Raw genomic sequence first — 22151 nt, 5'->3', positions numbered from 1 at the left:
AAATCAGCGACGGATCAATCTCCTCGGTAAGGGGTTGGTCGGTTGCTTTTATGGGACGGGTCAGCCATCCCGCTGAGATAGGCGAACCAACCGCAGCCATGACATACAATCATACTGCATCTGCCCGGATTCCACGTTTCCGGCTTGAGGAAAGATTTGAATCCTACCTCATAGCAGGCAGTACAAAGCTTATGCGCTGGTTCTCCGTTTGCCATGTCCTCCTTAAGAGAGTAGGCGATAACACCGGGGCGCAATTCCTCAAGCTTGTAGCGTTGCTTATCTGCATCCCATGCTTTAAGGCGAGCCACTTCTTTTTCAAGATCGCTTATCTTCTCAATCAGCGCCGCTTGCGCCGACTGTGCTCCGAGGATTTTTTCTTGAAGTTCTATGACAGCCTCATTCCTTCTGGTTCGATCATCAATATCCTTCAGTCCCTTCGTAATATCCATCGCCGCCTTGAAGGCACTAACGCCCATCATTGCTTCTGCAACGACCATAAAAATATTCCCCGTTTGAGTGTGAAATCTAGACTAGCGCACAAAAGCGCAGCTGACGCCCGCAAAAAAGCCGCCCCTCCGCTCTCCGAACAGTAACCGGACTCATGGTCGGCCGATAGGCGCTTTATGCGTTTCCAATGGGCTTGATGCGGGGCGGCGAAGGTTGCCACTCGCGAAATGCTGCCATCACTGCGCGATGTCAGCTAGCGAAGCTGGCGGTTGCCCTGGCATAGCGGCGGTATAGAGAACTTCCCCGGCCGTCCACGCGCCGTTTGCAACGGGAATTACTCTGACGACAGAGACATTGATTCTGCCATCGACAATATCTTGCAGCCTAGTGGTCTTTATTATCTCGAAATGAAACTGCGCCACACGCTTTAAGTATTCGATCGATGTACTAGGTGGGTTTTCAATGGCTGCAAGCTCTTTTCCTGTGCTTGTTAGAATCTGACATGCAAATTGAAATTTAAGTTCTTGGTCCGTGTCGTTATGAATCATGATCGAAAGTTCTGACGCTTGAAGAGGTAACGTCGAACGAGGCCGCATCGAGAATGTAAGCGCCAGGCCGCCTAATGTATTCGGTGTAGATGCTAAACCGAGTTCCTCCATGAGGCTTCGTGCTTCAAATCCGGGTTCGGTTTCTGCATTGACGTCTTCTGGAAGCGGTGCGCATCTTCGAGCAAGAACGAACGAATAAAATTTTGAAATCTTGTGCGCCTCCTCTCTTGATAGAGTCGAGATGAATTGCATTGTCCTCAGTGAAAACGACCCGGGCTTCCGTATTTCACCCGCCAAAATCTTGCCGAATAGGCTTCTAAGTTCCTCTGACGTCTTATCCTCGGCCAAGCGAGAATAGAGATTTAACCAATCATCATCTATTTCGCCCGAAGCGTCTCGGTGATCGGTGTTTTCGTTCATCTCATCTACAGCCACTTTTATGGTGGCTGCTCGATTCTCTACCTTTCTCCTCTCCTCCTCTGATCGATACATTCCATCGACATCGATTTTTCCTTTTGCCTTCGCTTTTGCCGTGTTCGATTTGATGCGGGCTTCCGCATTTTCACCAGCCGCCAGCAATATTTTGGCGACGGCCTTATCAAGGTTCTTAACCGTTTGGGGCATGGGTATGCTTGGAAGCTGAAAGCCGATCCAGTTCGCTATCCAATCGCTCATACTGGGAAGCGGCTTGTCTCCCGTTGGTACGGGCAAATCGTGAGACATTATGCAATTCCTGGAAAGTGAGGCTCGCTCTCACCGAGCGCTTTGGGATATAACAGCTAGGCTTAGGCGGCCACTTTCGAAACTGCACGCCGCGTTCTATGAACACGACGCCCGCCGGCCTTAGTTCGCTCAACAGAGCTGTAAGCGTTGCTTCGTGCGGTTCGCGTTTTTTGGCGCGTCGCAGCATCGGCGAGTCAAAGTTAGATTCGTCGAAACGGCGGCTTGGGCAGTAAACCCGAAATGTCCTGGTCACCAGAATAGGCGGGAACGCCAATCGCGGAGGCAAAGGCCTGCGCGTGCTCGGTCTTCATCCAAGTTGGTGGAATGTAGATACCCTTCTGCGCACGGCACGTGCGCACCATGTTGTGCATGTCCTTCAGGTATGGGTCAAAACGCACCAAGCTGGGATTCGTGACCGACCGGGAATGCCAAAACTCCACCGATTTAAGCAAATCGACCGGCTGTTCTGAAACATACCAATCATCAGGATTATCGCCGACATCCCGTGCGCTTGCGTTGAGTTCCTGCCCCTCCGTGTGACATAGCCAGGATGATTTGGCCAGGGAATGACGGATGGGTTCTCTAAAACCCGAAAGCCAATTGCTACGCGGTTAAGGGCAATAGCATCGCTAAGCTTCTGCCCCGCGACTTCCTCGTAGCGCGGCTCACCGGTCACCTTGTCGATCAAGAATATCTGGCTGTTGCGCAGGCAATTGGGCACCGAGATATTCGAGGTAAACCACGCGACAGGCGGGAAGTCAGTCATGGCGCGGCGTCGCACCGCATCTGTGCCTATTTCCCCGAGGTTCGGATGGATGACCGGCCCCATGCGTCCCTCGAGCTCGACCACTCCAGACATCCAAAGTAAGTTAGTTCGAAGGGTGCTCGTGTGATGATACACCACTGGCCCTAGCTGGGCTGCCAAAGCCTTGCGTCGCTTAGCTTCCCCCACGCCGCTCTCCAAATCGATCCGACCTAAGAATTCATCCTCGGATGGCCTTCTTGGCGATAGCGTTAGCACGGAAAATTCGCGAACATTCGCGATTGTTTATTCGACGGATATTGATGATTTGCCTAGAGCGATAGTAACGCATTGAAATCATGGCGCTCCCTAGGGGAATCGAACCCCTGTTTCAGCCTTGAGAGGGCCGCGTCCTAACCGCTAGACGAAGGGAGCGTTGCGGTCTCAGGCAATAGCCTCGAAAACCGAAAACTGCAAGCGAGCTGGGCTCAGGGTTCGCTGACGAAGCGGAGTTTTCCTGCGGGTTTCAGCGTTTTTGCGTCGAACGTGCGGATTTCGGTGGCCCCGCCTGTATCGAGGGTCACCACCAGACGATCGCCGGCGATGCCGGTTGCGACGATGCGTGCGCCCTTCGGCAGGGTTGCCGTGATGTCGGTCGCGGCGGCAGGGCTTCCCTCCCCGCGGTAAAAGCGATACCCGACGGCGATGAGGACCACGGCCACTGCCAGCGCCGAGGTCAGGCCCGCGATCAGCATCATCCGCCGCACCCGCGCGATCAGGGCGGCCTGCTCTTGGGTCGGTTCAGGGATCGTTGCGTCGGTCATGGGCGGCTCTTTAAACATGATCTGCGGAAGTGGAAACCGGTTTTGCCGAAGAAAGTAAGCGTGAACGAAGAAGAACAGGGCGCCCCATGCCCTGACGTCCCCTCCGGCGGCCAACGGCTGGCGGTCGTCGTTCAGGGCGATGAGGGCTCGTCCCGGCTCGACCGGGTGCTCGCCGCGCGCCTGCCGGAATTGTCGCGGTCGCGGCTGAAGGCGCTGATCCTCGCCGGTTCCGTCACGGTGAAGGACGCTCCCGTCCGCGACCCTGCTTTTCACGTCGCCGCAGGCGACACGGTTATAGTCGAGGTTCCGGAGGCGGTGCCGCCGGAGCCGAAGGGCGAGGATATCGCGCTCGATATCATCTACGAGGACGACGACCTCATCGTCATCGACAAGCCGGCCGGGCTTGTGGTGCATCCCGCCGCCGGTCATGAGAGCGGCACGCTGGTCAACGCCCTGATCGCCCATTGCGGCGCCAGCCTTTCCGGCATCGGCGGCGTGCGGCGTCCCGGGATCGTGCACCGGCTGGACAAGGATACCACCGGCTTGATGGTGGTCGCCAAGAACGACCAGGCCCACCAGTCGCTGACCGCGCAATTTGCCGACCATGGCCGCACCGGGGAGATGGAGCGCGGCTATATGGCTTTCATCTGGGGTGTGCCGAACCGCCAGCGCGGCACGATCGATGCGCCGATCGATCGTCATCCCTATGCTCGCGAGAAGATGGCGGTGCGCGAAGGCGGGCGCGAGGCGATCACCCACTGGGAGCTGCAGGAGATGTTTCAGGGCCGGGACGGCAAGCCGGTCGCCTCCCTGCTGGCCTGCCGGCTCGAGACCGGACGCACCCATCAGATCCGGGTGCACCTCGCCCATATCGGCCATCCCCTGCTAGGCGATTCGGTCTACGGGCCGCATTTCAAGACCAAGGCCAGCCAACTGGGGCTCGAGGCGCAAGCAGCGCTGGCCGCCCTCGGCCGCCAGGCGCTCCACGCGTACGTTCTTACCATCGAGCATCCCAGGACCGGGGAAATTTTGCATTGGGAGGCGCCTTTACCGGAGGATTTGCTTCTCCTGAAAGGCGCTCTCGGAGGTGGCGCTATGACGCACCCCCTGAAAAACCATTGATATGATATACCAGCCACACGGGGACGTGACGTCAGCAATCCTTCCCTATCGGGGGCCATTGGGTGTATTGTTGCACCTGCGTTGAATATCCAACGCGGAACATCGCAAGCCGGTCGGCTTTAACACAGCGGCCGCCTGCCGGGCCCGCCGCTATCGGGGGCCTGAACCACTGGAGGGCGCAAGTATGGCCCGTACAGCTACGTTGCCGGTTCTCAATGGAGAATCCGGTCTTTCCAGATACCTCGCCGAGATCCGTCGGTTCCCGATGCTGGAGCCGCAGGAGGAATATATGCTCGCGAAACGTTGGCGCGAGCACGACGATCGCGACGCGGCACATAAACTCGTCACCAGCCACCTCAGGCTCGTGGCCAAGATCGCCATGGGCTATCGCGGCTACGGCTTGCCGATATCCGAAGTCGTGTCGGAAGGCAATGTCGGCCTGATGCAGGCGGTGAAGCGGTTCGAGCCCGAGAAGGGCTTCCGTCTCGCCACCTACGCCATGTGGTGGATCAAGGCGTCGATTCAAGAGTACATCCTGCGTTCATGGTCGCTCGTGAAAATGGGCACGACCGCGAACCAGAAGAAGTTGTTCTTCAACCTGCGCAAGGCGAAGAGCAAGATCTCCGCGCTGGACGAGGGTGACCTCCACCCCGACCAGGTGAAGCTGATTGCGAGCCGCCTCGGCGTGACGGATCAGGACGTGATCGACATGAACCGCCGTCTCGGCGGGGACGCGTCGCTCAACGCGCCGATCCGCGACGACGGCGAAGCAGGCGAATGGCAGGACTGGCTGGTCGACACCGCGCCGAACGCGGAAGCCCTGATGGCGGAGAGCGAAGAGTTCGATCATCGCCGCCAGGCTTTGACCGGCGCCATCAACGTGCTCAACCCGCGCGAACGCCGCATCTTCGAGGCGCGGCGCCTCGCGGACGAGCCGATGACGCTGGAAGACCTCGCCGCCGAATTCGGCGTCTCGCGCGAACGCGTGCGGCAGATCGAGGTCCGCGCTTTCGAGAAGGTGCAATCGGCCGTCAAGGGCACGATCGCCAAGCAGGAAGCGGCGCTCGAAGCCGCGCACTGACAGCGCGACGAGAACAAATCACTCGGTCAAAGCCGGCGGCAACGCCGGCTTTTTCTTTGCGACCATGAACCCGCTGAACGCGCGGCTCCCGCCTACTCGCCCCACTCCCGCGCCATCTTCGCCAGGGCGCAGCCCTCGCAATAGCGGGCGTCCTTGAAGTCGATCCAGTTGTGGGCGTAGACGCGTTCGAGCGGGATGTTGTAGCGGCTGCGCAGCACCTTCACCAGGATCCGCCACGCCGCGACTTGCGCCTCGGTAGGCGGACGCGTCACGTCGGGATAGTTGCCGGCGAATTCGACGCCGATCGAATTGCCGGCGACGACCTGGTGATAGGTCGGGCCGTTGTCGATATATTTGTTGTCGTTGCGGTTGGCGCCGTCGCCATGGGTCGTCACCAGCTTCTCGTCGACCGCCCAATAGACCGTGCCGTCGGTCTCGATCCACACCATCACGCCGCGCCGGCTCGGGTTTTTGGATTGCGCCTGTGCGCCGCCGCGGGCCGAGCCCGCCGGGCCCTCGGTCTGGTGCACGATGATGTTGCGCCAGGGATGGGATCTTGCGACGTCGCCCCAGGGCGCCAGCCACACCATCTTCAGACCGGGGATTTCGGGTGTGCCCGAGGATCGCGCGATCGCCGCAAGGTCAGGCGTCTGCGCGACGGCCGGCGTGACGAGCGCGGCGATGCAGAGCGCCGCCGCAAGCAGGCGAGGGTTCATGCATCGGCCCCCGTGAGGCGGCTTCACGCCGTTTTGCACCGCACGATGTCAGGCATGTCGGCGATCTCGGGCACCAACGGCGGAGCCGGCTCGGAAATCGCGTAGCCGTCGCGGCCCCGTTTCTTGGCTTCATACAGCGCCCGGTCGGCGGCGGCGATCAGCCGGTCCGGATAGGCGCCGATCTCCCTGGTCCATTGCGCAACCCCGATCGAGACCGCGATCGGGATCTCCTGGCCCGAGCATTCGGCCGCATCGGCCCGGCACACCTCCAGCACGCGGCGGGCGATCATCGCCCCCTCAGCCAGCGTGGACGACGGCAGCACGATGCAGAACTCGTCGCCGCCGCTGCGCGCCAGCATGTCGGCGGGGCGCAACCGGGTCTGCGCCATCAGCGCGAAATGCTGCAGGCAGGCGTCGCCGGCAGCATGGCCATGGGTATCGTTGATACGCTTGAAGCCGTCGAGGTCGATCACGAGCAGCGCGAACGGCTCGCCGCTGCGCACCGAGCGGGCGCATTCCTCGGTCAGCCGCTGCACGAAATGCCTGCGATTGCCGACCCCGGTGAGGTCATCGAGCAGCGCGAGATCGGCGACTTCGTTGCGCAGCCGGTCGATCGCCATCAACAGGAGGCCGAAGTTCCAGGCCATCGACAGGAATATCACGATCAGGATCAGCGCAGCCTGAATCCCGTTGAAATCGACGATCGAGAGATCGCCCCCGACCCGCATCAGCGCCAGGACCGAGCGAACGCCATAGGCGATAATGAGAAGAGCGCAGCAGATGGCGGCAAGGCGGGCGCCGGGATTCTGGTCGTCGCGCCGCATGATCAGCAAATGCAACGTCACCGCCGCCGGGATGATCTGTCCGAGGGAATAGATCGCGATCCGCATCGGCATGTCGTCCTGCACGAACTGGAAATAGGCGAGGCCGATACAGGTCAGGCCGACACCGAGCGCAGGCATGCGCCAGGAGATCGGCAGGTTGTAGAACCGCTGGACGCCCATGACCACGAACCAGCAGGCGAAAGTCAGAAGCGCATTGCAGCCGATCAGCAGCAGGCTGAAGTCGACCACGCCGCGCAGCATCGAAGCTGCGGCACCCGCGATTGCCGTAAACGCAGCCGCCGTCCAGAACCGCGCTGCTTCGAACTTGGGATAGCAGCGCGAGACGTAGACCCAGACTAGGCCAAGCGCGAAAAAGTTGGTGACGGATACCGTCCACAGCGTCGGAACGCTCAGCACCGCAAATCCAGGATGTGCATCCTGCCCCTTCCCACAGGTGAACGGGCCGCTCGTGACGGCTCTCTCGCGACCGGCAACATGCCGTCGTCTGGCTTAACGGAATCTCAATTTGATCGCCTATTCGGTGCTGTGGTTTTGAAACAATAAAGATCGAATTTCCGCAGCATTAACCTTACCAGCTTGACCATCGATGCCGCCGGGCGCGTGTGGCGCGCGCGGTGGAGCGTGGCAGTGCGGCGAAAAACCGTGTCAAACTGCGTAACAGTTGTGGATAACACGATGACAGTGAGGTGACAGCCCGCGGCAGCACGCCGCGAATCTGCTGAGCTTGCCAACCGAGGATGTTGCGAGGTTGGCCCTCCGCCAAGCATGCCTCAGCGTCGCGTTTCAATCCATTTAACCCTGAGAGGATACTATGGCTAAGAAAGCGAAGAAGGCGAAAAAGGCGAAAAAGGCCACCAAGAAGAAGAAGGCCAAGAAGTAACTGTTTCAGCCCGGGCGGCGGCGCGCGCTCGCCCTGCCCGGGCGCTCAACCGGGTTGGTCAAACCGGCGGGCTTGCGGCCCGCCGTTTGATTTTGCACCCACCGATCGGAAGCCCACAACGCGCATGGGATTATGCCCTAACGCGCTCCATCCCGCGCCAGCACCGTCCGCTCCGCCTCGCGGATCACATCCAGCGGTGCCCAGGGCTTCGACCAGAATTTGGCGCCATCGGGCAGCTGCCGCCTCAGCGGCTTGCCCGAGGTGACGATAACGCCGAGGGCCGGATTGCGGCGCTTGGCGATGTGAGCGAGCTCGACGCCGTCCTTGTAGCCGGCGAGCTCGACGTCGGTCATCATCAGATCGATATCCTCGCCGTCGCGCTGCAAAACCACCTCGGCGGCTTCGGCGCTGGCGCATTCGATCACGTCGAAATCACTCTCTTCCAACAAGAGCCCGATCATCTGCCGCTGCATCGGGTCGTCTTCGACGATGAGCGCTCTCGCGCGAGGCGTTCTTGCCTGTTCCATGGCGCCTCCGTTCGTGGAGTTAAAGCAAGTTAAAACCTGCACCGCGATCTGGTTCAGTTCGAATTTGAAAAACTTGCGGAACCCTGTGCTACAGATGGTTCCCCTTCCTCTTTGGGAGCTGATCGCATGACTACGATCTCGGCAAGCGCGGTGGCCCTGACGGGAGCCGCCAGCGGCATCGGCCGGGCGCTCGCGTTCGAGCTTGCCGCACGCGGCGCCGATCTCGCGCTGGCCGACCGCGACGACGCCGGCCTTGCTGCGGTGGCCGCCGAGGTTGCAAAAGCAGGCGCGCCGAAAGTCACGGTGCATCGCGTCGACGTCGGCGAAACCGATCAAATCGCGGACTTCGCGGAGGCCGCAACCAGCGCGCACCCGTCCCTCAACATCCTCATCAACAATGCCGGGGTCACCCTGCTCGGCCAGTTCCACGAGATCGAGCAGGCGCAGATGGAGTGGCTGTTCAACACCAACTTCTGGGGCACGGTGCATGCGACGCGGGCCTTCCTGCCGCAGCTTGCGCGGCAGCGCGAGGCGCATATCGTCAACGTGTCCTCGATCTTCGGCATCGTCGCACCGCCCGGCCAGACCGCCTATTGCGCCTCGAAATTCGCGGTGCGCGGCTTCTCCGAAAGCCTGCGGCATGAGCTTGCCGCCGCACGCAGCCCGGTGCGGCTGTCGGTGGTGCATCCGGGCGGCGTCGCGACCAACATCGTCCGTAATTCCCGCACCGGCGCCGGCGTATCAGACAATGCGCGCCGCGCACAGGCGATCGAATGGTTCGATGCGGCCGCCAGGACGACACCGACTGCCGCTGCGCGCTCCATCATCCAAGGCGTCGAGAACAACCGGCCGCGAATCCTGATCGGCAGCGACGCGCGCTTGATGGACCTGCTGCAACGCTTCCTGCCGGCGACCTATTGGTCAGTGCTGCAGCGGCGGCTCGGGAGAGAGACGGCGCAAGCGGGGACGTCCTCGCGATAGCGCCGTAGGATGGGCAGAGCGCAGCGAAACCCATCGCGATGGAGCAAGCCGCGCGAATGATGGGTTTCGCTGCGCTCTACCCATCCTACGACTCTCGTCATTGCGAGCGGAGCGAAGCAATCCATTTCGCCACTTGCGGAAGCATGGATTGCTTCGCTTTGCTCGCAATGACGGAGAGTGAGAACCCCGCAACAATGGCGAAGAAGGACCCCCCTCACATACGACGTGATCGGATGAAAGATCGCGGCAAAGAAGCCAGGAACAACACGACACAGACGCAAAGCAGGACGATGTCCTTGAAGATGAACTCGCCGGTCAAGTTCCAGGCCATCGGGTCGGTCGACCAACTCCATTTAACGACACCGGGCGTCGTGAAGAAGAATGACCAGGTGATGGCGAACGTAATCATGCCTAACAGCGAACTGACCGCCGACAAGATCGGGCTGAACGCGCCTGCCGCAAGAAGCACGGCAATACCCAGCTCGGCGACGCCGAGGAAATGCGCTTCTCCCCGGATACCCAGCACCGATAACCACGAAATGAACGGACTATTGCTGATGAATTGAACAATGCCCTGCGCCGACTGCGGCGTGAACTTTTGCATGCCGAACGACACGAAGATGACAACCATGACCCAGCGGAGGATAGCCAGCAGGCCGTAAGGCCCGTCGCCCTTTTCGGCGACATGGAATCGCGTCTTCATGTTGAAGGGCATCTTCATGTAGATCGCCTCTTTCCTTGACCGACTGCACTGACGCGTTGAAGTTCATGACATCCCGTACGCATGGGCAGCGCCCGTCGTTACGGGTACCTACAACTCCCTGGTTCACAACGATGTGTATGGGGTCGGCCGCGTTCATAGCGGTCGTAGGTGATGCTCACCGCCAACGCCAATGCAGCCTGGCGCGCGGGCTCACGCGTGCACGACGACCAATTTTCCTTTGGCCTCGTTGGCCTCCATGACGCGATGCGCCTCGCGGATCTCCTCGAAACGGAAGATCCGGGCGGGCTTCACGTCGAGCCGACCCGCGGCGGCGTCGGCGGCAATCTGCTGAAGTGGCACGTCCGAGAGCGCAAAGCCCGGGGTCCCGAACACGAAGCTGCCGAAGAAGGTCAGATAGACGCCGCTGGCCATCTGCAGCAGCGGATTGAAGTCGGGGATCGGATCAAGGCCGCCGAGCCAACCGGCGAGACAAGAACGGCCGCCGCGCCGAAGCATGGCGAGAGAATCCAGCATGACGGTATTGCCCACGAGGTCGAGCACCGCATCGATCTTCTTTGCCTCGGGGATGACCTTCGACAAATCACGGCGCTCTATTTCGCAGCGCTCGGCGCCGAGCTTTTCGAGCATGGCGAAGCGATCGCGGCTGCGGCTCGTTGCGATCACACACACCCCGGCATTGACGGCCATCTTGAGCGCGGCCTGACCAAACGAAGAAGTTGCCCCGCGAATGACGAGCAATTGCCCCTTCTCGATCTCGAGATTGCGGAACAGGCAGGTCCATGCGGTCGCATAGGTTTCGGGAATCGTGGCGAGTTCGGCCCAGGGCAGATCCGATTCGATCAGCGCGACATTCGAAACCGGCGCGCGGGTATATTCGGCATAGCTGCCATTGATCGTGCGGCCGAGCCCGCCCATCAGCGCGGCGACTTTCGCGCCGATCGGAAACTCGCCGCCCGGACAGGATTTGACGAGGCCGACGCACTCGATGCCGCTGACCGGAGCAGCCTCTGCCCACTCGCCCCTGCGCATATGCAATTCGGCGTGGTTGATGCCGAACGCCTTCACCTGGATCACGACATATCCCGCCTTCGGCTCAGGCTCCGGGATCTCCTTGATCACCAGGCTGTCGAGGCCGCCAAATTTCTCGAGAACGATTGCGCGCATCGGACCACCCTTCGAAACAGACTGTTCGGGCCGCACATTTCACTTCAAGCGCGAAAGAAAATCGCGGATCACGGCGGCGATTTCTTCGCAGTGAGTCTCAAGTGCAAAGTGACCGGTATCGAAGTAACGGACTTGCGCGCCCGGAATGTCTCGCTTGAATGCCTCCGCGCCTGGCGGCAGAAAGAACGGATCGTTCTTGCCCCAGACCGCCAGGAACGGCGGCTTGTGCTTGCGGAAGTACTCCTGGAAAGCCGGATAGAGCGCGACGTTGCTCTTGTAGTCGCCAAACAGGTCGAGCTGAACCTCGTCGGCGCCGGCGCGGGCCAAATAGAGATTGTCGAGTGAATAGCCGTCCGGGGACACAGAGGTCGTATCGGCCACGCCGTGCGTATATTGCCAGATCGTCGCCTCAGGGGCGAGGAAGGATCGCAGCGCGTCGCGATTGGCCTGCGAAGGATCTCGCCAATAGGCCTGGATCGGATTCCACCCCTCGCTCAGCCCCTCCTCATAGGCGTTGCCGTTCTGCGAGATGATTGCCGTGATGCGCTCCGGATGGCGAACAGCCAGTCGAAAGCCCGTCGGGGCGCCGTAATCGAACACATAGATCGCGAAACGGGTGAGCCCGATCACTTCGGTGAAGCGTTCGATCACGTCGGCCAATCGGTCGAACGTGTAGGAAAACCTGTCGCGAGACGGCATGTCGGATTGGCCGAAGCCGGGCAGGTCCGGCGCTATGACGCGAAAGCGATCCGACAAGGCCGGGATCAATTCGCGAAACATATGACCGGAGCTTGGGAATCCGTGAAGCAGCAGCAGTGCTGTCGCATCGGCCGGCCCAGCCTCGCGGTAGAATACCTTGAAGCCGTCGACATCTGCCTTCCGGTAATGAACCTTGGTCATGAAGAGTTCCTGTTTTGTGTCGAAGGATAGTAACCGTCTTACGACGTTTTAGACGGTTACTATATCCGATGTAGCCGTTCCAGTCCGTTCGGCTCAATCCCGCGTGACTGCGTTTGACGCATCAAGCCGACAGGAAGGCATCAAGGAGTTGGGTTGTCTCCGTGGGGTTCTCTTCGGGAAAAAAGTGGCCGCCTTTCATCGCCTGCCCCTGTACATTGTCGGCCCACCTTCGCCAGATTCCCAATGGGCCGCCATCCTCTCCGTAGAAACTATCGAGTGGTCCGCCGGCAGCCCAGAGATGCAGCATCGGACAGGTGATACGCCGCGCGTCTTCCCTGTCCTTCTTGTCATGCTCGATATCGAGCGACGCAGCTGCGCGATACTCCTCGCAGATCGCGTGCACCCGGGCCGGATCGCGATAGGTTTCGATGTACGCCGCCCTGACATCGGGGCCGAAGGAGCCCTGGCCAAACGGATTATCGAATACCGCATCGGGCGCACCCAGGAGATATTTTTCCGGAAGCGGCTCCTTCTGGCACAGAAGAATCCAGGGCCAGTACGTCGTGGCGAACTTTGCATTGGCGCGAGCCCATCCTTCCGAGATCGGGATGACGTCAAACACTGCGAGACGGCGCACCCGTTCCGGATGATCGAGCGTGAGGCGATAGGAAACGCGGCCACCACGGTCGTGTCCGACGAGATCGAATTTCGAGAAGCCAAGCTTGTCCATCACCATGACAAGTTCGTTCCCCATTGCCCGCTTTGAATAGGGGTAATGATCCTCGGCGGAAGCGGGCACGCCGCTGCGGCCATAGCCGCGCAGGTCGACGCAGATCACTGTGTGCTTGCTCGCCAGTTGCGGCGCTACGTAGCGCCACATCAGGCTGGTTCGCGGAAACCCGTGCACCATGAGCAGCGGGGATCCCTTACCGTAACGCCTGATGAAAATGGTGTTCTCGCCGGTATCGATTTCCGCCGTCTCAAACGGATCGGAAGCGGTCGATGCGGCATCGTCGACGGGTTGGGCGGCGGCGCGCTGCGCCAGGGTGAACGATAGTGCAGTGCCGGAAGCTGCGGTAATTGCTCGAAGCACGGTGCGACGTGCGACGTCTGTATTGTCGATCATCTGCTGGAGTCTCCCTGACAACGGCCACGGATGATGCCAACCGCGCCGACTTGAGCACATGAAGTTCCCGCTCTCAGGCGTAGTAACTTGTCTGTGACGTTCTCGGAGGTTACGTCACTTCTTCTTGATATGGCTGTTCCAACCCATTCAGACCGGTCTCACGTGACCATCTTTCGTTGGACAAACGGCTTTGGTTACAGCGGACGGAAAATTTTGCCAGCGCCTTCTTGCTTGCGTCGAGAGGAGCCTCTCCAATGGACAGCATCCACGATAAAGGAACCGATTGCGCTGCATGTACCTGGACCCAGAGCGCCCGGAGGTCAGCCGAGAAGCTCCTGTCCTCCGACGTCGCAGGTCGTTCGCCGCGAACCGCGCAGAACGCATTGCAGTCCACGAATTGGGACAGCCGTTCCGAGCGATGGGGTCGCCTGATGGTCGCCGCGCAAGATGGTGACAGCCGGGCCTACGAGCAGTTGCTCCGCGAAATAGACGTCTGGCTCCGTCGTTATTATGCACGGCGGCTTCCCTATCCTGTATCAGATGATGCAAGACAGGATGCGCTTCTCGCGATCCATGCCAAACGGCACACTTACGCTCCATCGAGAGCCTTCGGGGCGTGGGTCAGGGCGATTGCACGCTACAAGGGGATCGATCGCATACGTGACGCGTCTCGATTCGCCGCGCTCCCGCTCGACGAAGACATATCGACCGGGGACCACGAGGGGACCGCGGTAAGTGCCGCCACGCTGGACGATTTGCTTGGCCGGCTGAAGCCCGCGCAAGCCATCGTGATCCGCCTCGTGAAGCTCAACGGCCTCAGCATTGTCCGCGCGTCCGACGTCACAGGCCAGTCTGCGCCGCTCGTCAAGATCAACATCCATCGAGGCCTGAAGAGATTAGCTGCCCTGGTCTCCGGCGACGTCGTTGCCGCAACGACACCAGCTCATTCCCAGCAACACCGCGGCGCGCGAGATGCGAACAGCATCTAAATGGTTTTCTGCGGGTTATTGCAGACAAGCTAGCAGCGGCTATATTTCGCCTTGCCGGCCTATCGATAGTTGCCGGTCTCTCTGGGACTCCTGTGACAACCAAGCGCCCGCCACCCATCTTCATCGCCGATAACCCGGGACTGGACTTCTTGAACTCCATTGCGGTCCCGGTGGATGTCACGGTCGAGTGGCTGGCGTCGGGAGAAGATCTTCTGGCGTGGCTGAAACAGGCCGGATTGGTGCCGGACGAGGTGCTGAACGGTTTTCGCAAGAGCGCCCTTCCCGGCGAGCTGGACGCCATTGCAGCGCAAGCGCGCGCGCTGCGGGACTGGTTCAAGCCCTTCGTCTACAAACATATGGGTAAGCCCATTGGGCAGAATGCCCTGCGCCAACTCGAACCGCTCAATCAAATGCTGGCGCGCGACGACGAGTTCGGCCAGGTCGTGGTGCGCGATCGGCCTAACAAGCGGCACCATGGCCATGGCGGGGTGTCCGGCCTCGTCTGGCGCCGAGAGCGGCGTTGGCAATCACCGGACTCGCTGCTGCTTCCACTGGCGCGATCGCTGGCCGACCTGGTCTGCAGCGAAGACTTCACCTATGTGAAGGCGTGCGAGGGGCCGGACTGCACGCTGTTGTTCGTCGATCGAACCCGAAGCCGCGCGCGCAGGTGGTGCAGCATGGCGGCGTGCGGCAACCGGGCGAAACAGGCCGCGCATCGCAAGCGCGCCCAGCAGGCCAAACGTTCGAAGTAGATACAGGGATCCGCCATAGCGCGTCCCGCGTCCTCACTTGTCGCGCAACTGGTCAGCGGCCGTCCGGGCCGCCCGACATCATGCCCGATGGAATCTGGCGTGGCCCAAAGATCGCCTTCGCCACGTCACCGACGGCCTCGACGTTCTCCTCCACGTCCTGGAAGCACACGATCCGGCAAGGGCAGGCTTCGAGCCCCTCATAGCGCCATGGAAACGCGCCGATGACGGCGCGCTTGTTCAGCATCAACTCGATGTCGCCGCCGACGTTCTCGGCGTGAATGAGTCCTTCCTGAAATGCCTGCGAGTGAAAGGGGAAATAGTCTTCCACGACTTTTCGCCCCGAACGCTTGTGCGTGTACGAGTTCTTGCCGAAGAACTCGTCGCAGCTCATTCCGACCTTGGCCTCGAACTGTTTTGCGAGGTCGGGCCGCATGCGCCTGATCGTGGTGTTCATCGCGTGGTCGCCGGAACCGCAATCGATCCCGAACCATTTGATCTTCTTCTTCAGCATCCAATCGAGAAGCTCCTGCTTCCCTCCGGGATGCATGCAGAAATACTTCACCAGATCCTGCTGCGGCTTGCCTTCCCAATAGCGGTGCCAGCCGGTGTGAATGATAAGGATGTCGCCGTCCTTGACCTCAACCGGCGCGCTCTCGATCATTCCGGGCGTGATGACGGCCCAGTCCTCCATATGCTCGGACACATCGACGACGGCGCCCGGTCCGACCAGGAAATCCAGCGGATAGGATGCCATGTCGCCCATCCCATCCGTGCCGTGCATCGCACCGTCGATGTGGGTTCCGACATGGAGCGCGGAATCGATCCGCTGGGCGACGATGTGGATCGTCTGCAGATTCTGCGCGTAGTACATCTTGTTGCCGGCATATCCGACCCAGCCGGGCGTGTGCACATTCATCAGATGAGACAAGTCGACGATCTTCATCGCGCGAATTCCTTTGCTTTAAGTTGATGGCTTACGCAGCCTTCTTGAAGAGCGAGTTCAGCCAGCCCTTCAGGGCCGCAAAGAACAGCGAGGTGGTGTTGAGCGGCTTGACCGCTCCAGAACCAGGCGCGAATGGCGGGGCCGACTTCGTCAATGAATCCGCCTGAGGACTGCCGGCTTCGGCCGCCGCGGCGGCGTTTCTGGCGCCGAGTTCGATCTCGGCATGTCTCACAAATTCACGGACGAGCTGATTGGCGATCTCGGTGATGAGCCCGGTTCTTCCAAACTGAGCGATCGTTCCGGAGAGCTGGACGTCGGCGAGGACATCAACGCGAGTGGCGTCGCCTTCAGGAACAAGGGTGCACAGCATCGACATTTTGCCGCGGCTGGCGCCTTTCCTGTCGACGCCCTTGCCCTCGAACGCGACCTTCTTTGCCTCTTCGTCGTATTTGACCTTTGCTTCGCCTTCGAAGCTCGCCTGGAATGGGCCCACCTTGGCGGAGACCTTTCCACTGATCGAGCCGTCGTCCTTCGTACCGAGATATTCTGCTCCAGGCAGGCACGCGGCGACGCTCGGAACGTCGTGAAAGAACGTCCACACCGTGGAGAGAGGTTGCGCTACGACGAAGTTCTGCTTGATCTCCATGCCTTGCCTTGGAAGTCGTCAGAAGAGCCATGCATCTTTAACGGTGTTCAAATCTATAGAGCAAAATTGAAATACACAATCCCGTTTGGTCGGGCCTGCCGGCCGCCCAATTCGTAATCAGCTCCGCGATGAAATTTCAGCATCGCGGATCTTTGTCATCTAAAAACGTTGTTATTATCAATGTGATATTAGTTGTTGCATGCAGCATACAAAATGTTGTTGCCGCTCATCTTCGCCTGGACCAGACTTGGCGACGTCAGGGGACGAATGAACGTCAATGGAGACGCTCGCTGAAAGTCCGCCGGCACGGAGGGAGCAATGAGCGAGCAGGTGTCCGCCATCGGAGCGACAGGCGCCGTCAGACCGACCGGTGTGCGCTGGAACATCTTCCTGCTGATGCTGTTCCTGATCTCGATCAACTACATCGATCGCGCCTCGCTCTCGGTGGCGATGCCGCTGATCTCCAAGGAGTTCGACATCGATCCGGCGATGCAGGGCCTGATCCTGAGCTCGTTCTTCTGGACCTACGCCTTCATGCAGGTTCCCGGCGGCCTGCTCGCCGATCATTACAAGCCGCGGATCGTGATCGCGCTGGCGACGATCTTCTGGGGCGCCTTCCAGGCGATCGCGGCAGTGGCCACCAACTGGTGGGTGCTGCTGCTGACCCGGCTTGGGCTCGGCGCATCGGAAGCGCCGATCTATCCGGCGGGAGGCAAGCTCAACGCCATCTGGATGACGCAGAACGAGCGTGGGCGTGGCGCGACGCTGCTCGACGGCGGCGCGCCGCTCGGCGCCGCGCTCGGCTCGATCGTGATCGCGTGGCTGATCGCGATCTTCGATTCCTGGCGCGCCGCCTTTGTCATCGCCGGCGTCGGCACAATGCTGTGCGGCGTGTGGGCGTGGTACTACATCCGCAACGAACCGCGTCAGCACCCGTCGGTCAATGAGGCCGAAGCGCGCTACATCGAGCAGGCGCACGCGCTGGAAGACGCCGCCACGCCGCCCTCCTCCGGCGGAAGCTGGATGGCCTATTTCCGTTTCCGTTCGGTCTGGTGCATGTGCCTGGGCTGGATGTTCTTCAACACCACCTTCTACGGCTTGCTGACATGGATGCCGACCTATCTGTTCAAGGTGCACAATTTCGACATCAAGGCGCTCGGCGGCGCATCCTTCATCATCTTCTTCGCGGGCTTCGTCGGCGAACTGGTCGGCGGCTGGATCGGCGACACCTGGCGCAGCCGCGGCGGCGCGCCGAACCTGGTGTTCCGCACCTTGTTCGGCATTGCCGCCATCATGGCGACGGTGTCGATTTTCCTGGTGGCCTATGTCCGCGACCCGGTGACGGTCGTGGTGCTGCTGTCCTCCACGCTGTTCTTCCTGCGCTGGTGCGGGATGTACTGGGCCATCCCTTCCGCGCTTGCCGGCCGCGACAAATCGGGCTTCCTCGGCGGCTGCATGAATCTCGGCGGCAACATTGCCGGCATCATGACGCCGCTGATCGTCGGCCTGATCGTCCAGACCACCGGCTCCTACTTCCTCGCCCTGATGTTCTTCGCCGCGGCCGGCGTTGCGCTATTGATCTGCTCGACGCTGATCGACTACAGCCGCAAATTGCCGGTCTAGCAGTATGGATCAACGGATGGCCGCGTATGATAAGGCTGCAACATGACTAGTCCGGTCCGGCTCGGCATGCTGACCCCTTCGTCCAACACCGCGCTGGAGCCGATCACCTATGCGATGCTGGCCGGCATCGCTGACGTCTCGGCGCATTTTTCGCGCTTCAAGGTGACCGAGATCGCGCTGTCCGAATCCGCGCTCCGCCAGTTCGACGACAGCGAGATCCTGCGCGCCGCCGAGCTCTTGGCGCACGCGAAGGTGGACGTCATTGCCTGGAACGGAACATCGGCGAGCTGGCTCGGCTTCGAGCGCGACGAGCAACTATGCGAGCGGATCACGGCCGCGACCGGCATCAAGGCCTGCACCACCGTGCTCGCCTTCCGCGACCTGCTCCGGCGCCGCAAGGCGGGGCGCATCGGGCTGGTGACGCCCTATCGCCGCGACGTGCAGGACAGGATCATCGCCAACTGGGCGTCCGAAGGCTTGCACTGCGCCGCCGAGCGCCACCTCTCGCTGCAGGACAATTTTTCCTTCGCCGAAGTGCCGGAGACCGAGGTGGCGAGGCTAATCGAAGAGGTGGCGCGCGAAGGCTGCGACGCGGTCGCGGTGGTCTGTACCAATATGCGAGGCGCAGGCGCCGCCGCGCGGCTCGAGGCGAAGCTTGGTGTCGCGGTGTTCGATTCGATCGCGGTGACACTGTGGGCGTGCCTCGCTGCAACCGGCGTCGATCCGTCACGCATCTGCGGCTGGGGCAATCTGTTTGAAATCCCGATCGAGACCCACGGCCAATTTGATTGACGCGCTTCACAGGACACTCGAAGGTGCGGAGATTCTTCACCGGAACGAAAACTGACCGTGACTGAGACCAAGACGACCAAGACCAGGAAACAGCCCAAATCGCGCGGCGCCGTGACGACGCTGCAACGGCGACGGCTGCGCGTGCCGCGAACCGGCCTGCATGAGCAGGCCGCGACGCGGCTGCGCGCGCTGATCGTGCGCGGCGATCTTCAGCCGGGCGAGCAATTGCTCGAAGCCGATCTGTCCGAGGCGCTCGGCATCTCGCGCACGCCGCTCCGCGAGGCGCTGAAACAATTGGCGGCCGAAGGTCTGGTCGAACTGCGCCTCAATCGCAGCGCCATCGTCGCGCCGTTCCGCCGCGAAGAGTTGACCGAACTGTTCGAAGCGGTGAGCGGGATCGAGCGCTGCGCCGCCGAGCTCGCCGCGACACGGATGGTAGAGCGCGACGTGGAGCGGCTGGAAGAGCTGCAGGAGCGCATCGAATGGCACCACGACCGCGGCGAGCTGCGCGAATATTTCGAGACCAACCAGCAGATTCACAGCGCCATCGTCGGCTTCGCCCGTAACGCGGTGTTGAAGGCCACACACGATATCCTGCTGGCGCGGGTGGAACGCGCGCGCTTCTTCGCCCTGTCGGTCCATGGACGGTGGGATGAATCGGTGCGCGACCATCAGGACATCCTGGCCGCGCTCAGGGACGGTGACGCCGACCGCGCCGGACGGCTGCTTGGCCACCATGTCCGTCGCACCGGCGAGATCATGGCCACGACACTGGGCTCCGACGCGGATGATGCCAGCACCGCAAGCGCCCAGCCCAACATGCGCGGCATAACGAGAAAGGCCGGGCCGTGAAGATCCTGCTGCTCAATCCCAACACCACGACAGCGGTGACCGACCTGCTCCATGCGGCCGGCGCGCAAGTGGCCTCGCCCGGCACCGAGCTGGTGGCGATGACGGCCAGCCGCGGCGTGCCCTACATCGCGACCCGGGCCGAGGCCCAGATCGGCGGCGCCATCGCGCTGGAGATGCTGGCGGAGGCCAACACCGGCATCGATGCAGCGATCATCGCCGCTTTCGGCGACCCCGGCCTGTTCGGGGCGCGCGAACTGTTCGATATCCCGGTCGTAGGCCTTGCCGAAGCCGCGATGTTGACCGCCTGCATGGCGGGTCAGCGATTTTCGATCGTGACGTTCGCCCGCGCGCTCGCGCCCTGGTATCGGGAATGCGTCGCCATGCATGGTCTCGGCGCGCGCTGCGCCGGCATACGGACGCTCGACGATGGCTTCCGCTCCATTGCGGATGTCCAGGCCGAGAAGGAGGACATGCTGGTGACGCTCGCCAATCGCGCCGTCGAACAGGACGGCGCCGACGTCGTCATTCTTTCCGGGGCGCCGCTGGCCGGCCTTGCCGCCAAGGTCAGCCATCGCATTCCTGTGCCGGTGATCGATCCGATCGCGGCAGCGGTACGGCAGGCCGAGACGCTCGCCGTACTCAAGCTGCGCAAGCCCGTCGCCGGGACGTTCCGCCGCCCCGATGCCAAGGCAACCATCGGGCTCGCCGAGCCGCTGGCCGCGGTCATCGAGCATCGGCCGCGACACGATACGCAAGGAGAGAGCTGATGCCGTTCGACACCATCATCCGCGGCGGCACCGTTGCGACCGCCGCCGACACCTTTGCCTGCGACGTCGGAATCCAGGGCGGCAAGATCACGGCCTTGGGGCACGATCTCGGCGCGGCGGAGACGATCATCGACGCCACTGATCGCCTGGTGCTGCCCGGCGGCATCGACAGCCACGTGCATTTCGCCCAGCCATCGGGCGACGGCATCGTGATGGCCGACGGCTTTGCCAGCGGCACGCGCTCGGCAGCGTTCGGCGGCAACACCACCGTGCTGCCGTTCTGCCTGCAGGAGAAAGGCCAGACGCTGCGCGAGGCACTGCGACGCTACCACGCGCTGGCGGAAGGCGAATGTCATGTCGATGTCGCCTTTCACCTCATCGTCACCGACCCGACCGAGCAGGTGCTCGGCCAGGAACTGCCGGCGCTGGTGGAGGACGGCTACACCTCGCTCAAAGTGTTCATGACCTATGAGGGGCTGGCGCTGTCGGACCGCGAACTACTCGAGACCATGTCGGTTGCGCGCGAGACCGGCGCCATGCTGATGGTGCATGCGGAAAATTTCGACGCCATCCGCTTCCTCACCGATCGCCTCGAACGCGCCGGCAAGACCGCGCCGCACTTCCATGCGACCTCGCGGCCGATTCCGGTCGAGCGCGAGGCCACGCACCGCGCCATCTCGCTGGCCGAACTCGTCGACGTGCCGATCATGATCGTGCACGTGTCGAACCGCGACGCGATGGAGGAAATCCGCCGCGCCCGGCAGCGCGGGCTGAACGTGCTGGGCGAGACCTGCCCGCAATATCTGGTGCTGACCGAGAACGATCTGGAACAGCTCAACATGGAAGGCGCCAAGTATGTGTGCTCGCCGCCGCCACGCGACATCGCGAGCCAGCAGGCGTGCTGGGAAGGCCTGCAGCAAAAGGTGTTCTCGGTGTTCTCGTCTGACCATTGCCCATTCCGCTACGACGATCCGCAGGGAAAGCTCGTGCCCAAGGGCCGCACCAGCTTCCGCTGGGTGCCGAACGGCATTCCAGGCGTGGCGACGCGATTGCCGATCCTGTTCTCGGAAGGCGTGGTGAAGGGCCGCATCGACCTCAACGATTTCGTCGCGTTCAGCGCGACCAATCACGCGAAAATCTACGGCCTTTATCCCCGCAAGGGCACGATCGCGGTGGGATCGGACGCCGACATCGCGCTGTGGGATCCGAAGCGCAAGGTCACGATCCGCCACGAGCTTATCCATGATGGCGCCGATTACACGCCCTATGAAGGGCTCGAGGTCACGGGCTGGCCAGTGCTCACCATGGTGCGCGGGCGCGTGGTGATCGATGATGGTGTCCTGGTCGGGGCGAAAGGCCACGGCACCTATCTGCCGCGGAGCAAGCCCGCGGCGACAGCCACCTTTTCACATCCTTAAGATCTGACGGCGGGAGATC

23 protein-coding genes and 1 tRNA gene are annotated in these 22151 nt (G+C 61.6%); 10 read left to right on the top strand and 14 right to left on the bottom strand.

Annotated features, from left to right (window positions below):
- Window positions 1-14 precede the first annotated feature (14 nt).
- From ACZXDY_RS01060 to ACZXDY_RS01040, 5 genes are all read right to left on the bottom strand, one after another.
- Window positions 15-497, bottom strand: coding sequence for a hypothetical protein (locus ACZXDY_RS01060; RefSeq protein ID WP_464344114.1), 483 nt, complete (start codon window positions 495-497; stop codon window positions 15-17).
- Window positions 498-683: 186 nt separating this feature from the next.
- A complete protein-coding gene (locus tag ACZXDY_RS01055; RefSeq protein ID WP_464344113.1) occupies window positions 684-1718 on the bottom strand; it encodes a DUF2806 domain-containing protein in 1035 nt (344 codons plus the stop codon).
- A gap of 376 nt (window positions 1719-2094) precedes the next feature.
- Entirely contained in the window at window positions 2095-2568 is a 474-nt protein-coding gene (locus tag ACZXDY_RS01050; RefSeq protein ID WP_464344112.1) for a hypothetical protein, read from the bottom strand.
- A gap of 252 nt (window positions 2569-2820) precedes the next feature.
- Window positions 2821-2895 (bottom strand) — tRNA-Glu (locus tag ACZXDY_RS01045).
- A 53-nt stretch (window positions 2896-2948) separates the two neighbouring features.
- Window positions 2949-3284 carry a hypothetical protein gene (locus ACZXDY_RS01040; protein WP_464344111.1) on the bottom strand — a complete coding sequence of 112 codons (336 nt, stop codon included), beginning with the start codon at window positions 3282-3284 and terminating at the stop codon, window positions 2949-2951.
- 117 nt (window positions 3285-3401) lie between these two features.
- Here ACZXDY_RS01040 and ACZXDY_RS01035 point away from each other — a divergent pair, with 117 nt between their 5' ends.
- Window positions 3402-4406 carry an RluA family pseudouridine synthase gene (locus ACZXDY_RS01035; protein ID WP_464344387.1) on the top strand — a complete coding sequence of 335 codons (1005 nt, stop codon included), beginning with the start codon at window positions 3402-3404 and terminating at the stop codon, window positions 4404-4406.
- 184 nt (window positions 4407-4590) lie between these two features.
- Window positions 4591-5487 carry an RNA polymerase sigma factor RpoH gene (gene rpoH / locus ACZXDY_RS01030; protein ID WP_208825205.1) on the top strand — a complete coding sequence of 299 codons (897 nt, stop codon included), beginning with the start codon at window positions 4591-4593 and terminating at the stop codon, window positions 5485-5487.
- 92 nt (window positions 5488-5579) lie between these two features.
- Here rpoH and ACZXDY_RS01025 read toward each other — a convergent pair whose 3' ends face one another.
- The 3 genes from ACZXDY_RS01025 to ACZXDY_RS01015 form a co-directional block, all read right to left on the bottom strand.
- Complete coding sequence (locus tag ACZXDY_RS01025; RefSeq protein ID WP_464344110.1) at window positions 5580-6203, bottom strand: peptidoglycan recognition protein family protein; 624 nt, start codon at window positions 6201-6203, stop codon at window positions 5580-5582.
- A 23-nt stretch (window positions 6204-6226) separates the two neighbouring features.
- On the bottom strand, window positions 6227-7444 hold the full coding sequence (locus ACZXDY_RS01020; RefSeq protein WP_464344109.1) for a GGDEF domain-containing protein: 1218 nt from the start codon (window positions 7442-7444) through the stop codon (window positions 6227-6229).
- A 621-nt stretch (window positions 7445-8065) separates the two neighbouring features.
- Window positions 8066-8455, bottom strand: a complete 390-nt coding sequence (locus ACZXDY_RS01015; RefSeq protein ID WP_028161613.1) for a response regulator — start codon at window positions 8453-8455, stop codon at window positions 8066-8068.
- Between the two features lie 126 nt (window positions 8456-8581).
- Between ACZXDY_RS01015 and ACZXDY_RS01010 the strand changes: the two genes are divergently transcribed.
- Entirely contained in the window at window positions 8582-9436 is an 855-nt protein-coding gene (locus tag ACZXDY_RS01010; RefSeq protein WP_464344108.1) for an SDR family NAD(P)-dependent oxidoreductase, read from the top strand.
- A 214-nt stretch (window positions 9437-9650) separates the two neighbouring features.
- Here the strand turns inward: ACZXDY_RS01010 and ACZXDY_RS01005 are convergent, their stop codons facing one another.
- From ACZXDY_RS01005 to ACZXDY_RS00990, 4 genes are all read right to left on the bottom strand, one after another.
- Window positions 9651-10157 (bottom strand): YkgB family protein, encoded by a 507-nt coding sequence (locus tag ACZXDY_RS01005; RefSeq protein ID WP_464344107.1) that lies wholly within the window; start codon window positions 10155-10157, stop codon window positions 9651-9653.
- A gap of 192 nt (window positions 10158-10349) precedes the next feature.
- Window positions 10350-11324, bottom strand: a complete 975-nt coding sequence (locus ACZXDY_RS01000) for a zinc-binding alcohol dehydrogenase family protein (RefSeq protein WP_464344106.1) — start codon at window positions 11322-11324, stop codon at window positions 10350-10352.
- A 39-nt stretch (window positions 11325-11363) separates the two neighbouring features.
- Window positions 11364-12224 carry an alpha/beta fold hydrolase gene (locus ACZXDY_RS00995; protein ID WP_464344105.1) on the bottom strand — a complete coding sequence of 287 codons (861 nt, stop codon included), beginning with the start codon at window positions 12222-12224 and terminating at the stop codon, window positions 11364-11366.
- Window positions 12225-12345: 121 nt separating this feature from the next.
- A complete protein-coding gene (locus ACZXDY_RS00990; protein ID WP_464344104.1) occupies window positions 12346-13350 on the bottom strand; it encodes an alpha/beta fold hydrolase in 1005 nt (334 codons plus the stop codon).
- Window positions 13351-13781: 431 nt separating this feature from the next.
- Between ACZXDY_RS00990 and ACZXDY_RS00985 the strand changes: the two genes are divergently transcribed.
- Together ACZXDY_RS00985 and ACZXDY_RS00980 are read left to right on the top strand one after the other, a co-directional pair.
- Window positions 13782-14339 carry a sigma factor-like helix-turn-helix DNA-binding protein gene (locus ACZXDY_RS00985; protein WP_080663511.1) on the top strand — a complete coding sequence of 186 codons (558 nt, stop codon included), beginning with the start codon at window positions 13782-13784 and terminating at the stop codon, window positions 14337-14339.
- Between the two features lie 92 nt (window positions 14340-14431).
- Entirely contained in the window at window positions 14432-15091 is a 660-nt protein-coding gene (locus ACZXDY_RS00980) for a CGNR zinc finger domain-containing protein (RefSeq protein WP_028161608.1), read from the top strand.
- A gap of 52 nt (window positions 15092-15143) precedes the next feature.
- Here the strand turns inward: ACZXDY_RS00980 and ACZXDY_RS00975 are convergent, their stop codons facing one another.
- Together ACZXDY_RS00975 and ACZXDY_RS00970 are read right to left on the bottom strand one after the other, a co-directional pair.
- Window positions 15144-16034, bottom strand: coding sequence for a cyclase family protein (locus ACZXDY_RS00975; protein WP_464344103.1), 891 nt, complete (start codon window positions 16032-16034; stop codon window positions 15144-15146).
- Between the two features lie 31 nt (window positions 16035-16065).
- A complete protein-coding gene (locus tag ACZXDY_RS00970; protein ID WP_464344102.1) occupies window positions 16066-16680 on the bottom strand; it encodes an SRPBCC family protein in 615 nt (204 codons plus the stop codon).
- Between the two features lie 318 nt (window positions 16681-16998).
- On the opposite strand from ACZXDY_RS00970, the gene ACZXDY_RS00965 reads away from it, so the two are divergent.
- The 5 genes from ACZXDY_RS00965 to hydA all read left to right on the top strand — a co-directional run bounded on the left by ACZXDY_RS00965 (window position 16999) and on the right by hydA (window position 22132).
- Window positions 16999-18303, top strand: coding sequence for an MFS transporter (locus ACZXDY_RS00965; protein ID WP_464344101.1), 1305 nt, complete (start codon window positions 16999-17001; stop codon window positions 18301-18303).
- A gap of 42 nt (window positions 18304-18345) precedes the next feature.
- Complete coding sequence (locus ACZXDY_RS00960) at window positions 18346-19095, top strand: maleate cis-trans isomerase family protein (RefSeq protein WP_464344100.1); 750 nt, start codon at window positions 18346-18348, stop codon at window positions 19093-19095.
- Between the two features lie 111 nt (window positions 19096-19206).
- Window positions 19207-19947: a GntR family transcriptional regulator gene (locus ACZXDY_RS00955; protein ID WP_464344099.1), complete on the top strand. Its 741-nt coding sequence runs from the start codon at window positions 19207-19209 to the stop codon at window positions 19945-19947.
- A complete protein-coding gene (locus tag ACZXDY_RS00950) occupies window positions 19944-20714 on the top strand; it encodes an aspartate/glutamate racemase family protein (RefSeq protein ID WP_464344098.1) in 771 nt (256 codons plus the stop codon). Before ACZXDY_RS00955 ends, ACZXDY_RS00950 begins: the two co-directional genes overlap by 4 nt.
- Window positions 20714-22132, top strand: a complete 1419-nt coding sequence (gene hydA / locus ACZXDY_RS00945; RefSeq protein ID WP_464344097.1) for a dihydropyrimidinase — start codon at window positions 20714-20716, stop codon at window positions 22130-22132. The genes ACZXDY_RS00950 and hydA overlap by 1 nt, the downstream gene beginning before the upstream one ends.
- Window positions 22133-22151 lie beyond the last annotated feature (19 nt).

The organism is Bradyrhizobium sp. LeoB3 (assembly GCF_055456055.1).
Note: the sequence above shows the minus strand (reverse complement) of the source record. Positions and strands in the feature narration are given on the sequence as shown.

What these genes read in the sequence shown, in the direction of transcription:
- hydA (WP_464344097.1), top strand. Translation starts at nt 20,714, where the DNA reads ATGCCGTTCGACACCATCATCCGCGGCGGCACCGTTGCGACCGCCGCC.
- rpoH (WP_208825205.1), top strand. Translation starts at nt 4,591, where the DNA reads ATGGCCCGTACAGCTACGTTGCCGGTTCTCAATGGAGAATCCGGTCTT.
- ACZXDY_RS01005 (WP_464344107.1), bottom strand. Translation starts at nt 10,157, where the DNA reads ATGAAGATGCCCTTCAACATGAAGACGCGATTCCATGTCGCCGAAAAG.
- ACZXDY_RS01010 (WP_464344108.1), top strand. Translation starts at nt 8,582, where the DNA reads ATGACTACGATCTCGGCAAGCGCGGTGGCCCTGACGGGAGCCGCCAGC.
- ACZXDY_RS00975 (WP_464344103.1), bottom strand. Translation starts at nt 16,034, where the DNA reads ATGAAGATCGTCGACTTGTCTCATCTGATGAATGTGCACACGCCCGGC.
- ACZXDY_RS00960 (WP_464344100.1), top strand. Translation starts at nt 18,346, where the DNA reads ATGACTAGTCCGGTCCGGCTCGGCATGCTGACCCCTTCGTCCAACACC.
- ACZXDY_RS01025 (WP_464344110.1), bottom strand. Translation starts at nt 6,203, where the DNA reads ATGAACCCTCGCCTGCTTGCGGCGGCGCTCTGCATCGCCGCGCTCGTC.
- ACZXDY_RS00995 (WP_464344105.1), bottom strand. Translation starts at nt 12,224, where the DNA reads ATGACCAAGGTTCATTACCGGAAGGCAGATGTCGACGGCTTCAAGGTA.
- ACZXDY_RS01000 (WP_464344106.1), bottom strand. Translation starts at nt 11,324, where the DNA reads ATGCGCGCAATCGTTCTCGAGAAATTTGGCGGCCTCGACAGCCTGGTG.
- ACZXDY_RS00985 (WP_080663511.1), top strand. Translation starts at nt 13,782, where the DNA reads ATGGTCGCCGCGCAAGATGGTGACAGCCGGGCCTACGAGCAGTTGCTC.
- ACZXDY_RS00965 (WP_464344101.1), top strand. Translation starts at nt 16,999, where the DNA reads ATGAGCGAGCAGGTGTCCGCCATCGGAGCGACAGGCGCCGTCAGACCG.
- ACZXDY_RS01055 (WP_464344113.1), bottom strand. Translation starts at nt 1,718, where the DNA reads ATGTCTCACGATTTGCCCGTACCAACGGGAGACAAGCCGCTTCCCAGT.
- ACZXDY_RS01060 (WP_464344114.1), bottom strand. Translation starts at nt 497, where the DNA reads ATGGTCGTTGCAGAAGCAATGATGGGCGTTAGTGCCTTCAAGGCGGCG.
- ACZXDY_RS01015 (WP_028161613.1), bottom strand. Translation starts at nt 8,455, where the DNA reads ATGGAACAGGCAAGAACGCCTCGCGCGAGAGCGCTCATCGTCGAAGAC.
- ACZXDY_RS01040 (WP_464344111.1), bottom strand. Translation starts at nt 3,284, where the DNA reads ATGACCGACGCAACGATCCCTGAACCGACCCAAGAGCAGGCCGCCCTG.
- ACZXDY_RS00970 (WP_464344102.1), bottom strand. Translation starts at nt 16,680, where the DNA reads ATGGAGATCAAGCAGAACTTCGTCGTAGCGCAACCTCTCTCCACGGTG.
- ACZXDY_RS00990 (WP_464344104.1), bottom strand. Translation starts at nt 13,350, where the DNA reads ATGATCGACAATACAGACGTCGCACGTCGCACCGTGCTTCGAGCAATT.